The following is a 15,331-nucleotide window of genomic DNA, read 5'->3' on the forward strand; positions in this document are numbered from 1 at the left end:
CCCGAACTTACTCTTTATTGGTTTTTCAGGAAAAACGGACGATGATACCGACCAGCATAATATCATGTTCAGGTATCCGGCGTATAACTGGAAAAAAACCATGCGGGAACCATATGAGATGCGAAACCGATTTTGGTGGCGATCAGCGACATATAAGCAGGGAGACAATTCGTCGTTCGGTGACCCTACCAGATCTCAGTTCTTTGCTCCAGATGGCCCATATTCGCGAGGGTTGTCCTTCCCGTATCGAGACATAAAACCAGATGTACAACCGCCGCGTGCATACTGGATGACTAAAGAGACGGATACATACATCGTGGTCCTGGCAATAGACTTTTTGTATGAATCACCGAAAAATATTTTCACTAAAAAGATTAATGATTTACGCCTGCTCTTAAATTAATTACAAGCCCCCCAGTCAAATACAGTTATGAGCTTTGCGCCGACGAGTCTAAACGCTTCGTCATGATGTAGATTCGTTTTCTGAAGCAGATTTTCTGTTGTTTGCCCAGGTTTCAATGTTTTCGCGGATGAACTCGCCCAGGTCCTCTATCTCTTTGGCGGAGTCTTTCCAGAATTCTTTGAACGAGTCGTTGTCGAAGGCAGCACCATAGATTTTACCCCAGGGAGAGCCGGCGTGCTTGATTTCATCTTCGAAGTAGGCAGCCAGTTGTCGGCATGCCATGGCAACGACCGAGAGCGCATCATCGTCTGCCAGCGGCTGAAATACAGTGTTTACGGTATCATCCAGCTCTGATAGGCGCGATAGCACCCGGTTGTATTGAGCAACGGTGTACGCGCGTGTTTCTTCTTCACTGCCAGACCAACTCGATTGTTGCGCCATCCGCGATGTTTTGCGCAGGACGTTGACCAACTTTGCAATTTCTTGCTCCTTTTCCATAGCTACGTTATCCGTTTTGTTCAATTCCCGAGAAAAACCACATCATACCAGGCAGCAGCGCCATAGATGACCAGTTTTGTCTGTTTTGCAAGTACTCGATCAACTGCCCTGCCATATCTCGTGCGGCCACCCTGACCATGCCTACTGAAGCTTTATTCGAAAGCGGCTTAAACTTGGCCCCCAGATCGACATCCAGTTCCACGAGACGCGAGCGGATGTTGTTGTACTGTGCTACGCAAAACAGACGCGTCTCCTCGCCCTCATTGTGTAGCAGGGCGAAGCCGGCATCGTTCATTATCTGATGCAGCATATACACCAATTTTTTTATCGATTTCTCCATGCTTCGTCAGCCTTGTCCAATCTTTTGATTTCTTCAAGCAGGAGCGCCTTTCCTTTATAAATGCGCCATTTAACGGTTGAAAGCGGTACATCCAGAAACGAGGCAATTTTCTTCAACGGGATGGCATCAAAGAATCGCATCTTCATTACCATGCTGTAGTCTGCCGGCAGTGCATCGAGTGCTAGACTGATGCGCTCATCTTCATCAGATTGTACTGCAGGCATTGTAATTGCGCTGAATTGCTCGAGCAGGTAAACATCCATCGGCATTTGCCTCGCGCGTTGCACACGCGTTTTTTGACGATGTCGCAGTGCACGGTGCCTGGTGATCACCATAAGCCAGGAAGCAAATTTCTCAGGGTTATCAATTCCTGGCAGTGACTTAAAGGCAAGCAGCCATGCATCCTGCGCGATATCGTCTGCATCTGCCTGGCCGGCGATCGATGTGGCCAGCCGGATCACCGGTTGCCGATATCGCCTTACCAGCTCGTCAAATGCTTGCAAATCACCCAGAATCGCTGCTACAACGAGCACCTCGTCTTGTATTGCCTCCTTGTCGTTTTCCATTCAAGCAATCTGGAACACAGGTTCAGCAAAAAGCAATTGGTTATTCAACCCACCACTTCTCCTGCTGTAACCTACTTCTCCTATATAGATACCTCTAATGCCCAAAAAGTTAGTAGTCCATCAATTTTTTTTGCTTCTAGAATAATTCAAGACAGTATAAACATATGTTTTTAAAGGACTTGCATCCTGCTTATTGCATAGAAAGGGTGAAGAGGTAGTCTAAATCGAATCGATATAGTTATATTCAGGGTTATAGAGAAGCTGGATTATGATATAAAGATCCAGTGCGTAGAGACGAAGCATACTAATTGAAAAGCTGTTCCCGATTCACCACCCCGTGCTCACTCCGTCAGCAAATCGGGATCGGCCATCTTCTCTTACCTGTTCGAATATTCCAACCGTGTCGATAAATAAACCAATGAACAAAGCAGCATCTGGTGCGCAAACGCTTATAGATATACTCCGTTGGCGAGCGACCAACCAGTCAGACAAACTGGCGTACACTTTTCTGAAAGATGGTGAGGAAATCGCTGAGCAACTCACTTATGCAGAACTGGATACCAAAGCGCGTGCTATCGCTGCGCACCTGCTTGCACAAAATGGCACCGGCGAACGGGCCCTTTTGCTGTATCAGGCTGGTCTTGAATACATTGCATCCTTTTTTGGATGCCTCTATGCCGGCGTTATTGCCGTACCGGCTTACCCACCCCGCAAAAACCGCTCTATGGAGCGCATTACCGGTATCGTCTCTGACGCAAATGCCAAATTTACCCTGACGACGCGTCAGATTGGCAACGATATTGAGCGCCGCTTCTCCGAAACACCAGAACTTTCAGACCTCGACATCATCGCTACCGATGAACTGCCCCTTGATGCAGCTGCTGTTTGGGCAGAACCCGATGTAAACAGCGACTCACTCGCGTTTCTCCAATATACCTCAGGCTCAACCGGATCGCCCAAAGGGGTGATGGTTAGCCACGGCAACCTCTTGCACAATGAGTTGCAGATTGCCGACGCATTTGGCACCCATAGCGAATCCACCGTTGTAGGCTGGCTCCCGCTCTATCATGATATGGGCCTGATCGGCAATGTGCTCAACCCCCTTTTCCTGGGCTACCCATGCTATCTGATGGCACCGGTTGCATTCCTGCAGAAGCCCGTACGTTGGCTCGAGGCAATTTCCAAGTATGGTGCAACCATCAGTGGCGGCCCGAATTTCGCTTACGATCTTTGTGCGCGCAAAATCTCAGATGAACAGTTGGCCGGCCTCGACCTGTCTACCTGGAATCTTGCCTTTAACGGTGCTGAGCCGGTACATCCGGAAACCTTGAAGCGGTTTACCGACCGCTTTGGCAAAGCCGGCTTCAGCATGGAAGACTTCAACCCTTGCTACGGCCTGGCAGAGGGCACCCTGTTTGTAGCTTCCAACAAAAAGAACTCCGCTATCCGCGTAAAAGAAGTTAAAGCGGCTTCACTCGAGCAAAACGTTGTGGAAGCTGCCGGCGAAGGCGATGACGTGCGGGCGCTGGTTAGCTGTGGTGTGCCCTGGGAAAACCAGACCATCAAAATTGTAGACCCAGAAGCCCAGACGCTTTGCCAGGACGGCACGGTCGGGGAAATCTGGGTATCCGGTAAAAGCGTAGCCAAAGGCTACTGGGGACGAGAATCTGTTACAGCACGGACGTTCAACGCATCCATTAAAAATGCCAACGGGCAAACTTTCCTTCGTACAGGCGACCTTGGCTTCGTTAGCGACGGGCAGCTGTATGTAACAGGCCGGCTGAAAGACCTCATCATCATCCGCGGTCGCAACCACTACCCGCAGGATATCGAGTATACGGTTGAGTCAAGCCATGAAGCCCTTGAACAAGGTGCTTGTGCTGCCTTTTCTTTCGATAGTGACGGAGCCGAGCGCCTTGGCATTGCCATTGAAGTGCGCCGTGTACACATGAAAGGTCTGGACGCAGACGCTGTAATTAAAGCCATTCGCAAAGCAGTCTCAGAAAAACATGAACTGCAAGTAAATGCGGTTGTACTGCTCAAGCCGAAGAGCATTCCCAAAACGTCTAGCGGCAAAATCCAGCGACATGCCTGTAAAGTCGGATACCTCACCGATACCTTGAAGGCTGTAGACAGCAACACGCTTGAATTTGTAGACAGCGACGATTCAGACGCAGCGGAAGCATTCCTCGACCGGGGCGCACTCGCAGCGCTCCCTGTTGCAGAACGGAAAACACTCGTATCGTTTTTCCTGCAACAGCTGGTTTCGAAAGCCCTCAAAATGAACGTGTCTGACGTTGACCCCAAACAGTCACTCAGCACGCTCGGTATGGACTCGCTTGACACCATCGAGCTCAAACTGGAAATCGAACGCCACCTCAAGGTATCCGTCCCCATGGATGAAGCGCTGAATGACATGAGTGTCGTTGAGCTTGCGGGCAAGCTTTCTTATCAGTTCTCTGCAGCAAGTGAGTTGGAAGAAGCACCCAAAACAGAAGTGGTTATCAAAGACCTGTTCGAGAAGTGTGACGAAGAAGGCGGATACTTTGGTAAATACCGACTGCAGAAAGACAACTACTTTACCCAACCTAAACTCGAGGGTACGCCGGCACCCCGGATGAAATTCCAGGGCCGCGACGTAATTGTCTGGTCGATCAACAACTATCTTGGTCTCATCGGCGAAGAGCGGATTCACAAGACCGCCATGGAATCCGTACAAAAACACGGGCTGTGGTCCCCAATGGGCTCCAGGATGCTCACGGGTAACACCGATCGCCACCTCGAATTGGAGCGCCGGCTGGCTTCGTACCTGCACAAAGAGGCTTCCATCGTCTTCAACTTTGGTTACATGGGCGTGATGGGTACCATCGACGCAGTGACAGATGGTAACGACACCATCATCATAGACAGCCTCTCCCATGCCTGTATTGTAGATGGTGCGCTGATTGCATCTGGCGGGAAGCAGTTCCGTGTCTTCCGCCACAACGACATGGAGAGCCTCGAGAAACAACTCAAGGCAGCCAACGAAAATCGCAAAGGCGGTGTCCTGATTATCACCGAAGGCGTATTCGGGATGACAGGAGATATTGGCAAGTTGGACGAAATCTGCGTGCTCAAAGAGAAGTACAATGCACGCCTGTTTGTAGATGATGCACACGGCTTTGGTGTGATGGGCCCTACAGGCGCCGGCGTTGGCGAATTCCTTGGTGTGCAGGATAAAATTGATCTGTACTTCGGCACCTTTGCAAAATCATTTGCCGGCATTGGCGGCGTAACCGCTGGTGACGACAAGGTAATCGATTACATCAAATACAACGCAAGAACCAACATCTTCGCCAAGAGTCTGCCCCTACCCTACGTGGAAACGATGTTGACCACGCTGGACTTCATTGAGAACGGCGATGAATACCGTAACCGGATGTGGCACGTAGCACGCAGGCTCCAGGAAGGATTGAGCGCGCTCGGCTTCAACATCGGCGACACCCAGTCGCCCATCACCCCGGTATATGTGCCGGCTGGTGATGAAGAGACCGCAACGCGTGCAATGCGGCTTCTACGTACAGAATATGGTATATTCGTTTCTGCGGTGACCTACCCCGTAGTACCCCGCGGTGTTGTGCTGTTCAGGTTGACTTCTTCGGCCTCCCACACCGATGAAGACATTGACATCACACTGGATGCATTCAAAAAAATGCGTGATCAGTTGAACCTGAACACCAACGAAACCAATACTCCTGTTACCGGAGACCTGGTCGAACCCACTAAGTAATCCTCGACGTGTCTTCGGCGCGGCCTGAAAACAGCGATATATTTTTTTAATTGACGGGCCTCGGGTGTACAGTATCACCCGAGGCACCGGCTGTTTTGTATGCCGTGCCATGCACAACTGATCTTATCCCATGAGCTTCATAATTAGCGGCATCCAACAGATTGGCGTTGGCATTCCTGAGGTCCACAAAGCGTGGGCCTGGCACCGTAAACACTTCGGCATGGATGTCCCTGTGTTTGAAGAGCAAGCAGAAGCCGGCCTCATGACGCCTTATACAGGCGGTGTCGTGCAAAGCCGGCATGCCGTAATGGCGCTGAATATGGCCGGCGGTGCCGGGATGGAGATCTGGCAATACACAAGCCGGCAAACGGCTCCCCCAACGGTAAAAACAGAGCTCGGTGATTATGGCATTTACATCACCCGTATCAAAAGTAATGATGTTGAAGCTGCCTATACATGGTTTAAAGCGCAACCCGTCAAATTACTGAGTGAACTGGTTCGCGACCCCGCCGGCCAGTCTCATTTTTTTGTTGAAGATCCCTACGGCCTGATTTATCAGGTTGTACCCGGTACCAGCTGGTTTACGCCCCCCCAACATCACACAGGCGGGCCATCAGGTTGCATGATTGGCGTTTCTGATATCGATCGCGCAAGAACGCTCTACAGTGACTTGCTCGGGTACGACGAAGTGGTGTACGATGAATCGGGTACGTTTGACGATCTAGCTGGCGTATCAAACGGTACCCCTGTTAAGGTTCGTCGTGTTTTACTACGACATAGTAAGCCGCGAAAAGGCGGATTTAGCCGACTTCTGGGGGCAAGCGAACTGGAGCTCGTCAAAGTATACGACCGCGTACCGAAACCCATATTCAAAGACCGTTTCTGGGGAGACCTGGGCTTTATTCACCTCTGCTTTGACGTCCGCGGAATGGATGCGCTCGAAAAGGCGTGCCAGGAGAAAGGCTTCAACTTCACGGTTGATAGCATGAATACCTTTGATATGGGTGAAGCAAGCGGACGATTCAGCTATATCGAGGACCCCGATGGCACCCTCATCGAGTTTGTGGAAGCGCACAAAATGCCCATCATGAAAAAATGGGGATGGTACCTCAACCTGAAAGACCGCGACCCGGAAAAGCCCCTGCCCAACTGGATGCTAAAAGCACTGCGCTTCAGCCGGGTTAAAGAATAACACAGAAATCAGGTTACTGTTACAGGATGCTCCAGGGGCACGTTGTACAGATACCCTTTCTCATTGTGTGGAATGGCGTCTGGTTGTGTGTTGCCGGCTTCGTCTGTTGCAACCGTACTTAGCATATGGCTTCCAGCCGGCGCATCCCACAAAAACTCAAAACGACGCCACGCATACTTGATGGGCGGATCAATAAACTGCGCTTCCTGCCAGGCTCCTTCTCCTGTACGCCACTTTACAGATGCAACAGGTGCATGCGGGGAATAAGCATACCCGCGAATCATGTGGTGCCCTGCCTTTAAATCAGCGGGCCAGGGCAAAATGAGCGTGCTCTTGATAGACTGGCTAGTAGCGACTCTTCCTTTTGACTTACCTTCAGCCGGATAATCGTCTCCGATCAATACGTATGACGTGGTGTTATTCCGGCTCCACACCCGCTCCGTTGTAACCACAATATTGCCCAGCCATTTGATGTTTGCACTACCGACCCAACCAGGCACGATAGCTCGAAGCGGAAATCCATGGTCTTGAGGTAACGGCGCGCCGTTCATCTGGTAAGCCAGAATGGTATCCGGGTCGAGCGCCTTGGCAACAGGCAAGGGGCGGCGAAAGCCACCTTCAGGAGATTCCTGGTCGAGTCCTATAAGCTGAACGTCCACAGCTTCCGGCTTAATACCGGCGCGTTGCAAGACTTCACGGAGCGGTACCCCCGTCCAAATCGCCATCCCAACGCCTCCTCTTGTCCACTGTGTGCCCCGTGCCGGCTGCCCCATGGCAGAGCCAAAAAATGCACGCTGATTCCCACCACATTCGATATACGCATACACCGATCTACTCGGCATATTTTTGATTTCATCAAGCGAAAAACTTAAAGCATCGGCAACCCCTTCACCGCCTACTTGCAAGTTGTAGTCTGCTGGGGCAATAGCGATGCTCTGGGAGTTATTACGGACAAAAAACTGATCATTGGGGGTGATAAATCCGCCAAGATTTTCGATTTTTGCTTCGAGGTTGTTGGTGCCGTGTTGTATAAACGGAGAGGTGTCTTTAAAAAAAGCCGGAGGGAATGCCTCATCTTCCGGGGAATCATCAGCCGGCTCACAGCCCTGCCCGAGGATCAGCGCGCTTCCGGCGCCGGCAACTTTGAGAAAGGATCTGCGAGATTGTTTTTGCTGATGTAGCCCAACAGCGGGATCGGCTTCGGGGTTGGTCATGAATACAAAACGGGCTAAAATGAACGGGTTTGCAGCTGACCAAAAATAGAAAACAAGTCAGCCAGAAACCAGCACACTTTAGCCCGTTACAGATCTACCAGCATTGCGCCATATAGGTGGCAAGGATAAACATCATCAGGTTGACGCCAAGAATGGTGAGCAGGCAGTTCCAGCCGGCATAATTGTCTTCGGATGGCCCTGTATAGGTTCTATCTTCGGTCTCCATTACTCGTCAACTGTTGATACTGGGAATATCGCTGCGGATCCGGGTGATCTTCATAAAAATGGATACCCTCAATTCCCCGCGGATTTCACGTGTTCCGGAATCTCACAGGTGTCACGGTGATTCGTATCCGCCAGTGAAATCATTTTCCAGCCATCTGCTCCTTTAAAAAATTGCACAGAATTAACGCCGCAATGACTGAAAGTATCGCCAAGATAGAACGCAAAGTTCATCCACGCTGAGGCAAGGCGGTCATCTACTTTGATATCGACATTCCATATGCGTTCGTCCCATACTTTATCCGTAGGCCTTCCTACGGCTTCTACAAATGCTGAAACCGGCGTATTGCCCAAACGCGGTTTACCTTCCCGGTCAACACCAGCGCGATGCAGAGATGCACCCTCAGCAAAAACAGAAGCCACCATGTCTGCATCGCCAGCACGCATACCATCGAACAAGTTGTCGATTACCTGACGCACTGCTTTAATCTCTGCATCAGCTGCCGGCTCCTTGTCATAAGGCATCGGCTTTGGTGGCGGTGGGGGCTGTGGTGTAGTTTGTGCCGTAAGCTGCATGGATGGCAACAAAAACATGCTGAGCAGCAGGCCGCAACCTACTGACTTAACGCGTGACGAGAAGTTGATTGAATAGCACATTAATTCGCTGTGTTTGGGTGATCTCTTATGGTACTTAATAATAAAACGGAACGATACACTATTTAGTATACCACTTCTTTTCGTGTTGTAGTAGGGAATATGGCCTCATAAGTTGCGCTGGGCCGCAGTAATAATCACTGCTACTACTTTACATCAAGTAATTATTAGTATATGTCCAGTTTTCATCTAGACCATGTCGGTATTGCCGTTGATAATGTACAGGACGTTCTGGACCTCTTCCAGCAGATGCTGCATGCAACGCCATACAAAAGTGAAACCGTCGCCTCCCAGGGCGTGAGAACCCATTTTATCGCTGCCGGCGACACGGCCAAAATTGAGCTCCTTGAGGCGACCACACCCGACTCCCCCATTGCCAGGTATCTTGAGCGGCACAAGGCCGGCATACACCATCTTGCATTTGAAGTTGGAAACATCAAATCTGCCTGGCGAAAATTAGAAAAGCAGGGATTTCAACTGATCGGGGACGGCCCCAGCGACGGAGCGGATGGCAAAAAGATATTCTTTGTCCACCCAAAACAAACCCACGGCATGCTCATCGAGTTTTGCCAATCGCAGCGTGAAACGATTGAACCGGTAAAGGTCCCGTTTCGCGAAGGCCATCTTGCCGCGTACGCGCTTGGGGACAAAAAAAATCCTCCGCTCGTGCTTTTGCATGGCGCTGCTGGTTGTTTGGCGATGGAGCTTGAGCCGCTCGCGCGCCGGCTCAGCAAACACTACCGCATTTACACAGTCGACTTCACAGCCCACGGTCAATCTGATCCCCTGCCCAACCAGGACTTTACGCCGGCCCTCTTCATAGACAATGTGGCAACCATTTTTGACTACTTCGAACTCGCTGAAGCCAACCTCTTTGGCTTTTCGCTCGGCGGGTTTGTGGCCCTCTCCTATGCCCACGCAAACCCGGACCGGGTACGCCGGCTTGCGGTGCACGCCACCCATGTATTTTGGGATGAAGCGCTGGTTGAGACGATGTTGACCAGACTGGATTACGAAGGCATCAAGCAGGCCAGTCCTGATCTGGCACGTTACCTGGAACAAATGCACGGAGAGGACAACTGGGCCTCACTTTTCGAGCGCACCAAACAGTATACCTTACAAATCCCGACGTTCGATGCAGCATACACCCACGTACGTGATGTCACAACACCTACCCTGGTAAGTGCCGTAGACGAAGACGATTTGTTTTCTGTAGACTCTCCCGTGGGATTGCATAAAATGCTGGCAAACAGCAACCTGGCAATTATACCCGGGAAACGGCATGCACTTCAGAATGTGAACCTGGACTTGTTTGTACCCCTCCTACGCCGGCATTTTGGACAGGCTATTGTAAGGTCGTAAAATAACCTTGTTCGTTCACCGGATATCTGTTTCTTCAAAGTGTTTATAGCTGCACTTTAAATTCTTCGCACAACTTCGGAAAAGGCCTTGCGTTATACTACCAGCAAGTCAATCATGGAAGGAGGTTCATCTATGACTCAATTACTTCAAACCGCTATAGGTGTAGTTCAAAAACTTTCTCCTGAAAATCAAGATCGCATTGCACAATTGATGCTCAGTCTTGCGCAAGGCAATCGCCCGTTGGGTTTAGCCAAAGGAATGGGGAACGTACACCCAGATTTCAACAAAACGCTGCCTACTGAAGCATTACAACAATGGTATGGTGGTGCATTAGACGATTCAGAGTGAGCACTTACCTCCTTGACACCTGCACGTTCTTATGGCTCAACCTCGAGCCGGAAGCACTCTCTGATCGGGCACGCGAAATCTGCCAGGATATTAGAAATTCGATGTTGTTGAGCCCTGTGTCCGTATGGGAGATCGAGTTGAAGTTTAGAATGGGGAATTTGGCGCTGACAGTAGATCCACCGTCCTTTATAAGGCAATTTAGATCCTTACATCTTATCGACACTGTGCCGTTTGAAGAAGAAGATGCATTCCTACATGCTGGTCTACCCTTTCATCACAAAGATCCATTTGATCGCATGCTAATCTGTCAGGCGATAGCACGAAATATCCCTCTGCTAACGCCCGACGATAAAATCAGCAAATATGCAGTCCAGACAATCTGGTAGTGCTTGTAACATACAGCAATTTCGAAACGAGCAACATAACTTCACGACGCAACCATTTTGAGGGCTGCGGGTAGCAAAAAGCACGCGATGAATCTTGCTACCCGCACGTTTTGGCAACTACGGATAACACAACGTTAAAGAACAAACTGGCCAATTTGCCGGCCCAACCTGGTGTATACCAGCACAAGGATGAAAAAGGCAAAGTGATCTACGTGGGCAAGGCCAAAAACCTGCGCAACAGGGTACGCTCGTATTTCCAGGAAGGCCGGCCGCGCGAAGGCCGCATTGCCATTCTCATCAGCAAGATCAGGGATATAGAGCTCATTGTTACCGACACGGAAGCAGAAGCCCTGATCCTCGAGAACAACCTGATCAAAAAGCTCAAGCCGCGCTACAACGTGCGGCTCCGCGACGACAAAGCTTATCCCTTTATCTGCATCAAAAACGAGCCCATGCCGCGGATCTTCCCAACCCGCCGGGTGCAACGTGATGGCTCAAAATATTTTGGCCCCTATACGGATGTCAAAACGATGAAACTGATGCTGCAGACGATTCGGATGATTTTCAAAATTCGCACCTGCAGCCTTAATTTGCGACCAGAGCCCATTGCTGCCGGCAAATACCAGGTCTGCCTCGAATACCACATCAACAAATGCGCCGGCCCCTGCGTGGGGTATCAAGACGAGGCGTCGTACAACCAGACCATCAAACAAGTTGAGCAACTGTTAAATGGCCATACCCGCGAATTAACTTCACTGCTGGAAGATGAAATGAAACAGCTGGCGGCGGACATGAAGTTCGAAGAAGCAGCTGCCATGCGCGATCAGATTAAAGCTGTAAAAAAGTATTCCGAAAAGCAACGCATTGTAGCGCAAGACTTTGTCGACCGGGACTTGTTTGCCATTTCGATAAACCGCGAAATAGATACGGCCTGCGGGACCATGTTCAAAGTCCGCGAAGGTAAAGTGATTGGCCGGCAGTATAAATATATGAAGCCAGTCGAGGGTGTCGAAGAAGCAGACCTGATGCAGCGCTTCCTCGAAAATTATTACACAGAAGCCAACTTCTTCCCCGAAGAAGTATTACTGGCCATCATGCCTCCCTCGCGAGAACCGCTGGAAGAATTACTGACCGAGAAAAGAGGCAAGAAGACGGTACTCAAAGTGCCCGAGCGCGGGGATAAAGCGGGGTTGCTGCGATTGGTACAAGCCAATGCAAAACTGTTAATGGACGAGTATCGGTTAGAAAAAGAAAAGCAGGAAGAAGGCCGTATCCCGCATGCAGTCAAAACACTGCAATCCGACCTCTACCTCAAGGCTTTGCCACGTCATATCGAATGTTTTGATATCTCCCATCTCGCCGGCACGGGTACCGTAGCATCTTGTGTCGTGTTTGAAGATGGCCGCCCGAAAAAGAGCGCGTACCGCACCTACAAAATCAGAAGTGTGGAAGGCAAACCGGACGACTTTGAATCCATGCGCGAGGTAATTAGCCGGCGGTACAAAAAGTTGCTGGAAGAAAACGGTCCCTGGCCTGACCTTGTGGTTATTGATGGCGGCAAAGGACAGCTCTCCAGTGCCGTCACCGCGCTTAGATCAGTAGATGTCTACGGCAAATTCCCGGTTGTCGGCCTCGCCAAAAGGCTCGAAGAGGTCTTCTTTCCGGGAGATCAGGAGAGTATGCAAATCGCTAAAACCAGTGCGTCATTGCAATTGCTGCAGCGAATCAGGAATGAAGCCCACCGTTTTGCCATTACCTTTCAGCGCAAGCAGCGGGCGAAGTCTACCTTACACTCTGAATTACACGATATCCCTGGCGTTGGCGAAAAAACAGCCCGCAAGCTCTTGAAGCATTTTGGCTCTGTAAAACGGGTAAAAGAAGCGCCTTTGGAAGAACTCAAGCAACTTGTTGGTCCTTCTGTTGCCGGTAAAGTGGTAGCACATTTCAATGCCCCTGAAGCAAACAAAAGCGAAACGGATTAATCCACGTTGGGCCAGCTTTCCATTGGCAAACCTGCTTGCGCTTCAACAATCAACAATCGATTATATTTTGAGAGTCGCTCCGACTGGGTAATGGCCCCTACTTTAATCTGATGCCCCCCCCAGCCAATCGCCAGATCCGCCAGCCAGTCATCTTCAGTTTCTCCACTCCGGGCGCTAACCGTTACTTTCCATCCCGCTTGTTTCGCTATCCTGCAGGCATCAGCAGCTTCTGAGAGGGTGCCAATCTGATTTACCTTGAGCAGAAGGGCATCTGCGGCATCCATTGCCAGGGCCTTTTCGATACGATCAGGGTTTGTGCAGAGCAGGTCGTCTCCCAAGACCAGGGCATTGCCGACAATTTTCGCCTTCAGCGCCGGCCAGTGGTCCCAGTCTTCTTCAGCGAGCCCATCTTCAACACTTACAATGGGATACTTTTCGACCCAGCCGGCAACTACGTCAACCATAGCCTTGCTGTCAATTGGCGTGTCGCTTAGCCAGTAGCCTCCGTCACGATAAAAATGGCTTGCAGCTACATCTACAGCCAGCATCACGTCTTCACCCGGCCGATAGCCAGCAGCTTTGATAGCTTCAACTGCTACAGCCAGCATTTCATCTGCATTAGCAAAAGCTGGTGCCAATCCTCCTTCGTCAGCGCGTAACAGGCGATACCTGTATCGTTCTTCGGCGATGCCAGCCGCAGCGTAGTACACAGCATAAGTCATGGACAGTGCTTCATCCATATTAGCAGCTGCTGCTGGTACAACAAGCACATCCTGAATTGGCACCTGGCCGCCGGCATGTAATCCCCCACTGAACAGATTGATGGTGGGCCGGGGAATCTGAAGCGAGTCGTTGCCCATTTCGCGGGCATAGTAAGCGTACAGCGGAAGTCCGGCTTCTGCTGCACACGCCCTGCTGTAAGCAAGCGACACGGCAAGGATGGCATTGGCGCCCAGTCGCGCCTTGTTTGGTGTACCATCAAGCATGCGCAGCGTAATATCAAATGCATCCTGGTCTGCAAAAAGCTGGTTACTCAACGCCTGGGCAATCTCGCCGTTTACATGCGCAACAGCTTGCCGGCAGCCAAGTCCGCCATACCGCTGCGGATCTCCATCACGCAATTCATGTGCTTCTGCTTTTCCGCTTGAAGCCCCGGAAGGGATGGAAGCTGTACCCGTACGACCGGAAGCCAATTGGCAACCAGCCATCAAAGTTGGCCGGCCACGGCTATCAAGAATTTCCCAGGCGCGTACTGTACTTACTCGAGACATGGATTCAGGCAATTAGTTGAGCAAACGAATGGATTAAATCGGCCATCGTTGGTGGCGGATGATGCAGCATATCGCACATCAAATGCTGTTGTCTGCGCCGTGTTGCAGCATCCAGGTATTCCAAAGTTGATTTACCGGCTACACGGGCAAGCATACAGGCCAGGGTATGACGAACAGCACGGGTTTCACTGCTCGCAAACCAGAAATGGTTACGGGCTTCAGCAGCATATTGCTGCCAATAGTGCGCCGCAGCTTCGCGCAACTGCGAACGGTGTGCCGGCATGTGGTGCATTTTACTGAGCAAATGCGTCATTGAAAACCCGACATCAAAAGCAGGATCGCCGAGATGAATAACTTCATGATCCAGTAATACCATCTGCCCATTTCGTATCAAAACGTTTTTCGGACTGTAGTCGCCGTGCACCAGGGTAACCTGGTGCTTCTGCGTGTCAGCAACGAGTTGATGCAGGAACGTTGCTGCTTCAGGTACCTGCGACGCAGTGTATCTGTAATATGGATCCAGGCGCAACGAGTCAAAAAAACCAAGGCCCCGGAGCACCCCATCAACGGGATAATCTGCCGGACTGAATGCGTGAATAGCGGCAAGACTACGTCCAAACTGCTGCACAATATCCAAATTGATCGTACCCGCAAGCAGGTCTGTTTTCCAGTTGGTATGAGGCATCGCGATGGCTTCCATGCCCAGCACGTGATGGGCGCGGTCTTCAAAGAGCAGCGCCGGCACTGTGCCTTGTGACACCAGATCAGCCAGCAAGCGCATCCCTTCAGCTTCTCTGAAGATGCGTGACGGATCACTGAACCAATCCGTTTTAACGCGCAATTTAGCAAGGGCCTGTTTGACGACCATCCCCTGCTGCCCCGGCACCTGTACAAGCACAGTTCGATTGGAAACGCCGCCGGCAAGCACGGTCACTTCTGGCATCTCGCCGGCTTTCAAATACCCTCGAGTACGCAGGTAATCAACAAGCTGGGCACCGGATTCGATGTTCAATGTCTTTGGCACCTTCACAGATGGAGATTCAGATAACAAAGGTGATGCGAACCGTAAGCCTCACGTGACAATCGGCATTCGACAATCGGCATTCGACAATCGGCATTCGACA

Annotated in this window: 15 protein-coding genes; 7 read left to right on the plus strand and 8 right to left on the minus strand. The window is 50.8% G+C overall.

The window, feature by feature from the left end; translation table 11 throughout:
• Positions 1–403 (plus strand): hypothetical protein (locus AAF564_19935; GenBank protein ID MEM8487831.1); only part of this gene is annotated, 403 nt, incomplete at its 5' end.
• A gap of 60 nt (positions 404–463) precedes the next feature.
• Here the strand turns inward: AAF564_19935 and AAF564_19940 are convergent.
• Genes AAF564_19940 through AAF564_19950 form a run of 3 tightly spaced genes read right to left on the minus strand, consistent with a single transcriptional unit; the run spans position 464 to position 1,807 of the window.
• Positions 464–901 carry a hypothetical protein gene (locus AAF564_19940; protein ID MEM8487832.1) on the minus strand — a complete coding sequence of 146 codons (438 nt, stop codon included), beginning with the start codon at positions 899–901 and terminating at the stop codon, positions 464–466.
• 7 nt (positions 902–908) lie between these two features.
• Positions 909–1,211: a hypothetical protein gene (locus AAF564_19945; GenBank protein ID MEM8487833.1), complete on the minus strand. Its 303-nt coding sequence runs from the start codon at positions 1,209–1,211 to the stop codon at positions 909–911.
• Positions 1,212–1,225: 14 nt separating this feature from the next.
• Entirely contained in the window at positions 1,226–1,807 is a 582-nt protein-coding gene (locus AAF564_19950; protein MEM8487834.1) for a sigma-70 family RNA polymerase sigma factor, read from the minus strand.
• 418 nt (positions 1,808–2,225) lie between these two features.
• On the opposite strand from AAF564_19950, the gene AAF564_19955 reads away from it, so the two are divergent.
• Positions 2,226–5,576 (plus strand): aminotransferase class I/II-fold pyridoxal phosphate-dependent enzyme, encoded by a 3,351-nt coding sequence (locus AAF564_19955; GenBank protein ID MEM8487835.1) that lies wholly within the window; start codon positions 2,226–2,228, stop codon positions 5,574–5,576.
• Between the two features lie 130 nt (positions 5,577–5,706).
• Positions 5,707–6,768: a VOC family protein gene (locus AAF564_19960; GenBank protein ID MEM8487836.1), complete on the plus strand. Its 1,062-nt coding sequence runs from the start codon at positions 5,707–5,709 to the stop codon at positions 6,766–6,768.
• Between the two features lie 8 nt (positions 6,769–6,776).
• Here the strand turns inward: AAF564_19960 and AAF564_19965 are convergent, their stop codons facing one another.
• The 3 genes from AAF564_19965 to AAF564_19975 form a co-directional block, all read right to left on the minus strand.
• Positions 6,777–7,982 (minus strand): sulfite oxidase, encoded by a 1,206-nt coding sequence (locus AAF564_19965; protein MEM8487837.1) that lies wholly within the window; start codon positions 7,980–7,982, stop codon positions 6,777–6,779.
• 94 nt (positions 7,983–8,076) lie between these two features.
• Complete coding sequence (locus tag AAF564_19970; protein MEM8487838.1) at positions 8,077–8,208, minus strand: hypothetical protein; 132 nt, start codon at positions 8,206–8,208, stop codon at positions 8,077–8,079.
• 68 nt (positions 8,209–8,276) lie between these two features.
• Complete coding sequence (locus AAF564_19975) at positions 8,277–8,861, minus strand: hypothetical protein (GenBank protein ID MEM8487839.1); 585 nt, start codon at positions 8,859–8,861, stop codon at positions 8,277–8,279.
• 171 nt (positions 8,862–9,032) lie between these two features.
• Between AAF564_19975 and mce the strand changes: the two genes are divergently transcribed.
• From mce to uvrC, 4 genes are all read left to right on the plus strand, one after another.
• Positions 9,033–10,220 carry a methylmalonyl-CoA epimerase gene (gene mce / locus AAF564_19980; protein ID MEM8487840.1) on the plus strand — a complete coding sequence of 396 codons (1,188 nt, stop codon included), beginning with the start codon at positions 9,033–9,035 and terminating at the stop codon, positions 10,218–10,220.
• A gap of 132 nt (positions 10,221–10,352) precedes the next feature.
• Positions 10,353–10,568, plus strand: coding sequence for a hypothetical protein (locus AAF564_19985; protein ID MEM8487841.1), 216 nt, complete (start codon positions 10,353–10,355; stop codon positions 10,566–10,568).
• Positions 10,565–10,954, plus strand: a complete 390-nt coding sequence (locus tag AAF564_19990) for a type II toxin-antitoxin system VapC family toxin (GenBank protein ID MEM8487842.1) — start codon at positions 10,565–10,567, stop codon at positions 10,952–10,954. Before AAF564_19985 ends, AAF564_19990 begins: the two co-directional genes overlap by 4 nt.
• A 110-nt stretch (positions 10,955–11,064) precedes the next feature.
• The gene (uvrC, locus tag AAF564_19995) at positions 11,065–12,936 is read left to right on the plus strand and encodes an excinuclease ABC subunit UvrC (GenBank protein MEM8487843.1); all 1,872 of its coding nucleotides are present in this window, start codon (positions 11,065–11,067) and stop codon (positions 12,934–12,936) included.
• Here uvrC and AAF564_20000 read toward each other — a convergent pair.
• Together AAF564_20000 and AAF564_20005 are read right to left on the minus strand one after the other, a co-directional pair.
• Positions 12,933–14,207: a phosphopyruvate hydratase gene (locus tag AAF564_20000; GenBank protein MEM8487844.1), complete on the minus strand. Its 1,275-nt coding sequence runs from the start codon at positions 14,205–14,207 to the stop codon at positions 12,933–12,935. The two genes, uvrC and AAF564_20000, sit on opposite strands and share 4 nt — an antisense overlap.
• Positions 14,208–14,211: 4 nt before the next feature.
• A complete protein-coding gene (locus tag AAF564_20005) occupies positions 14,212–15,219 on the minus strand; it encodes an aminoglycoside phosphotransferase family protein (protein ID MEM8487845.1) in 1,008 nt (335 codons plus the stop codon).
• Positions 15,220–15,331 lie beyond the last annotated feature (112 nt).

The sequence above is a fragment of the Bacteroidota bacterium genome, assembly GCA_039111535.1.
GTDB lineage: Bacteria > Bacteroidota > Rhodothermia > Rhodothermales > JAHQVL01 > JBCCIM01.

Bases quoted from the DNA above. Each gene is read 5' to 3' on its own strand.
- AAF564_19940 (MEM8487832.1), bottom strand. From the start codon at position 901: ATGGAAAAGGAGCAAGAAATTGCAAAGTTGGTCAACGTCCTGCGCAAA.
- AAF564_19945 (MEM8487833.1), bottom strand. From the start codon at position 1,211: ATGCTGCATCAGATAATGAACGATGCCGGCTTCGCCCTGCTACACAAT.
- AAF564_19950 (MEM8487834.1), bottom strand. From the start codon at position 1,807: ATGGAAAACGACAAGGAGGCAATACAAGACGAGGTGCTCGTTGTAGCA.
- AAF564_19955 (MEM8487835.1), top strand. From the start codon at position 2,226: ATGAACAAAGCAGCATCTGGTGCGCAAACGCTTATAGATATACTCCGT.
- AAF564_19960 (MEM8487836.1), top strand. From the start codon at position 5,707: ATGAGCTTCATAATTAGCGGCATCCAACAGATTGGCGTTGGCATTCCT.
- AAF564_19965 (MEM8487837.1), bottom strand. From the start codon at position 7,982: ATGACCAACCCCGAAGCCGATCCCGCTGTTGGGCTACATCAGCAAAAA.
- AAF564_19970 (MEM8487838.1), bottom strand. From the start codon at position 8,208: ATGGAGACCGAAGATAGAACCTATACAGGGCCATCCGAAGACAATTAT.
- AAF564_19975 (MEM8487839.1), bottom strand. From the start codon at position 8,861: ATGTGCTATTCAATCAACTTCTCGTCACGCGTTAAGTCAGTAGGTTGC.
- mce (MEM8487840.1), top strand. From the start codon at position 9,033: ATGTCCAGTTTTCATCTAGACCATGTCGGTATTGCCGTTGATAATGTA.
- AAF564_19985 (MEM8487841.1), top strand. From the start codon at position 10,353: ATGACTCAATTACTTCAAACCGCTATAGGTGTAGTTCAAAAACTTTCT.
- AAF564_20000 (MEM8487844.1), bottom strand. From the start codon at position 14,207: ATGTCTCGAGTAAGTACAGTACGCGCCTGGGAAATTCTTGATAGCCGT.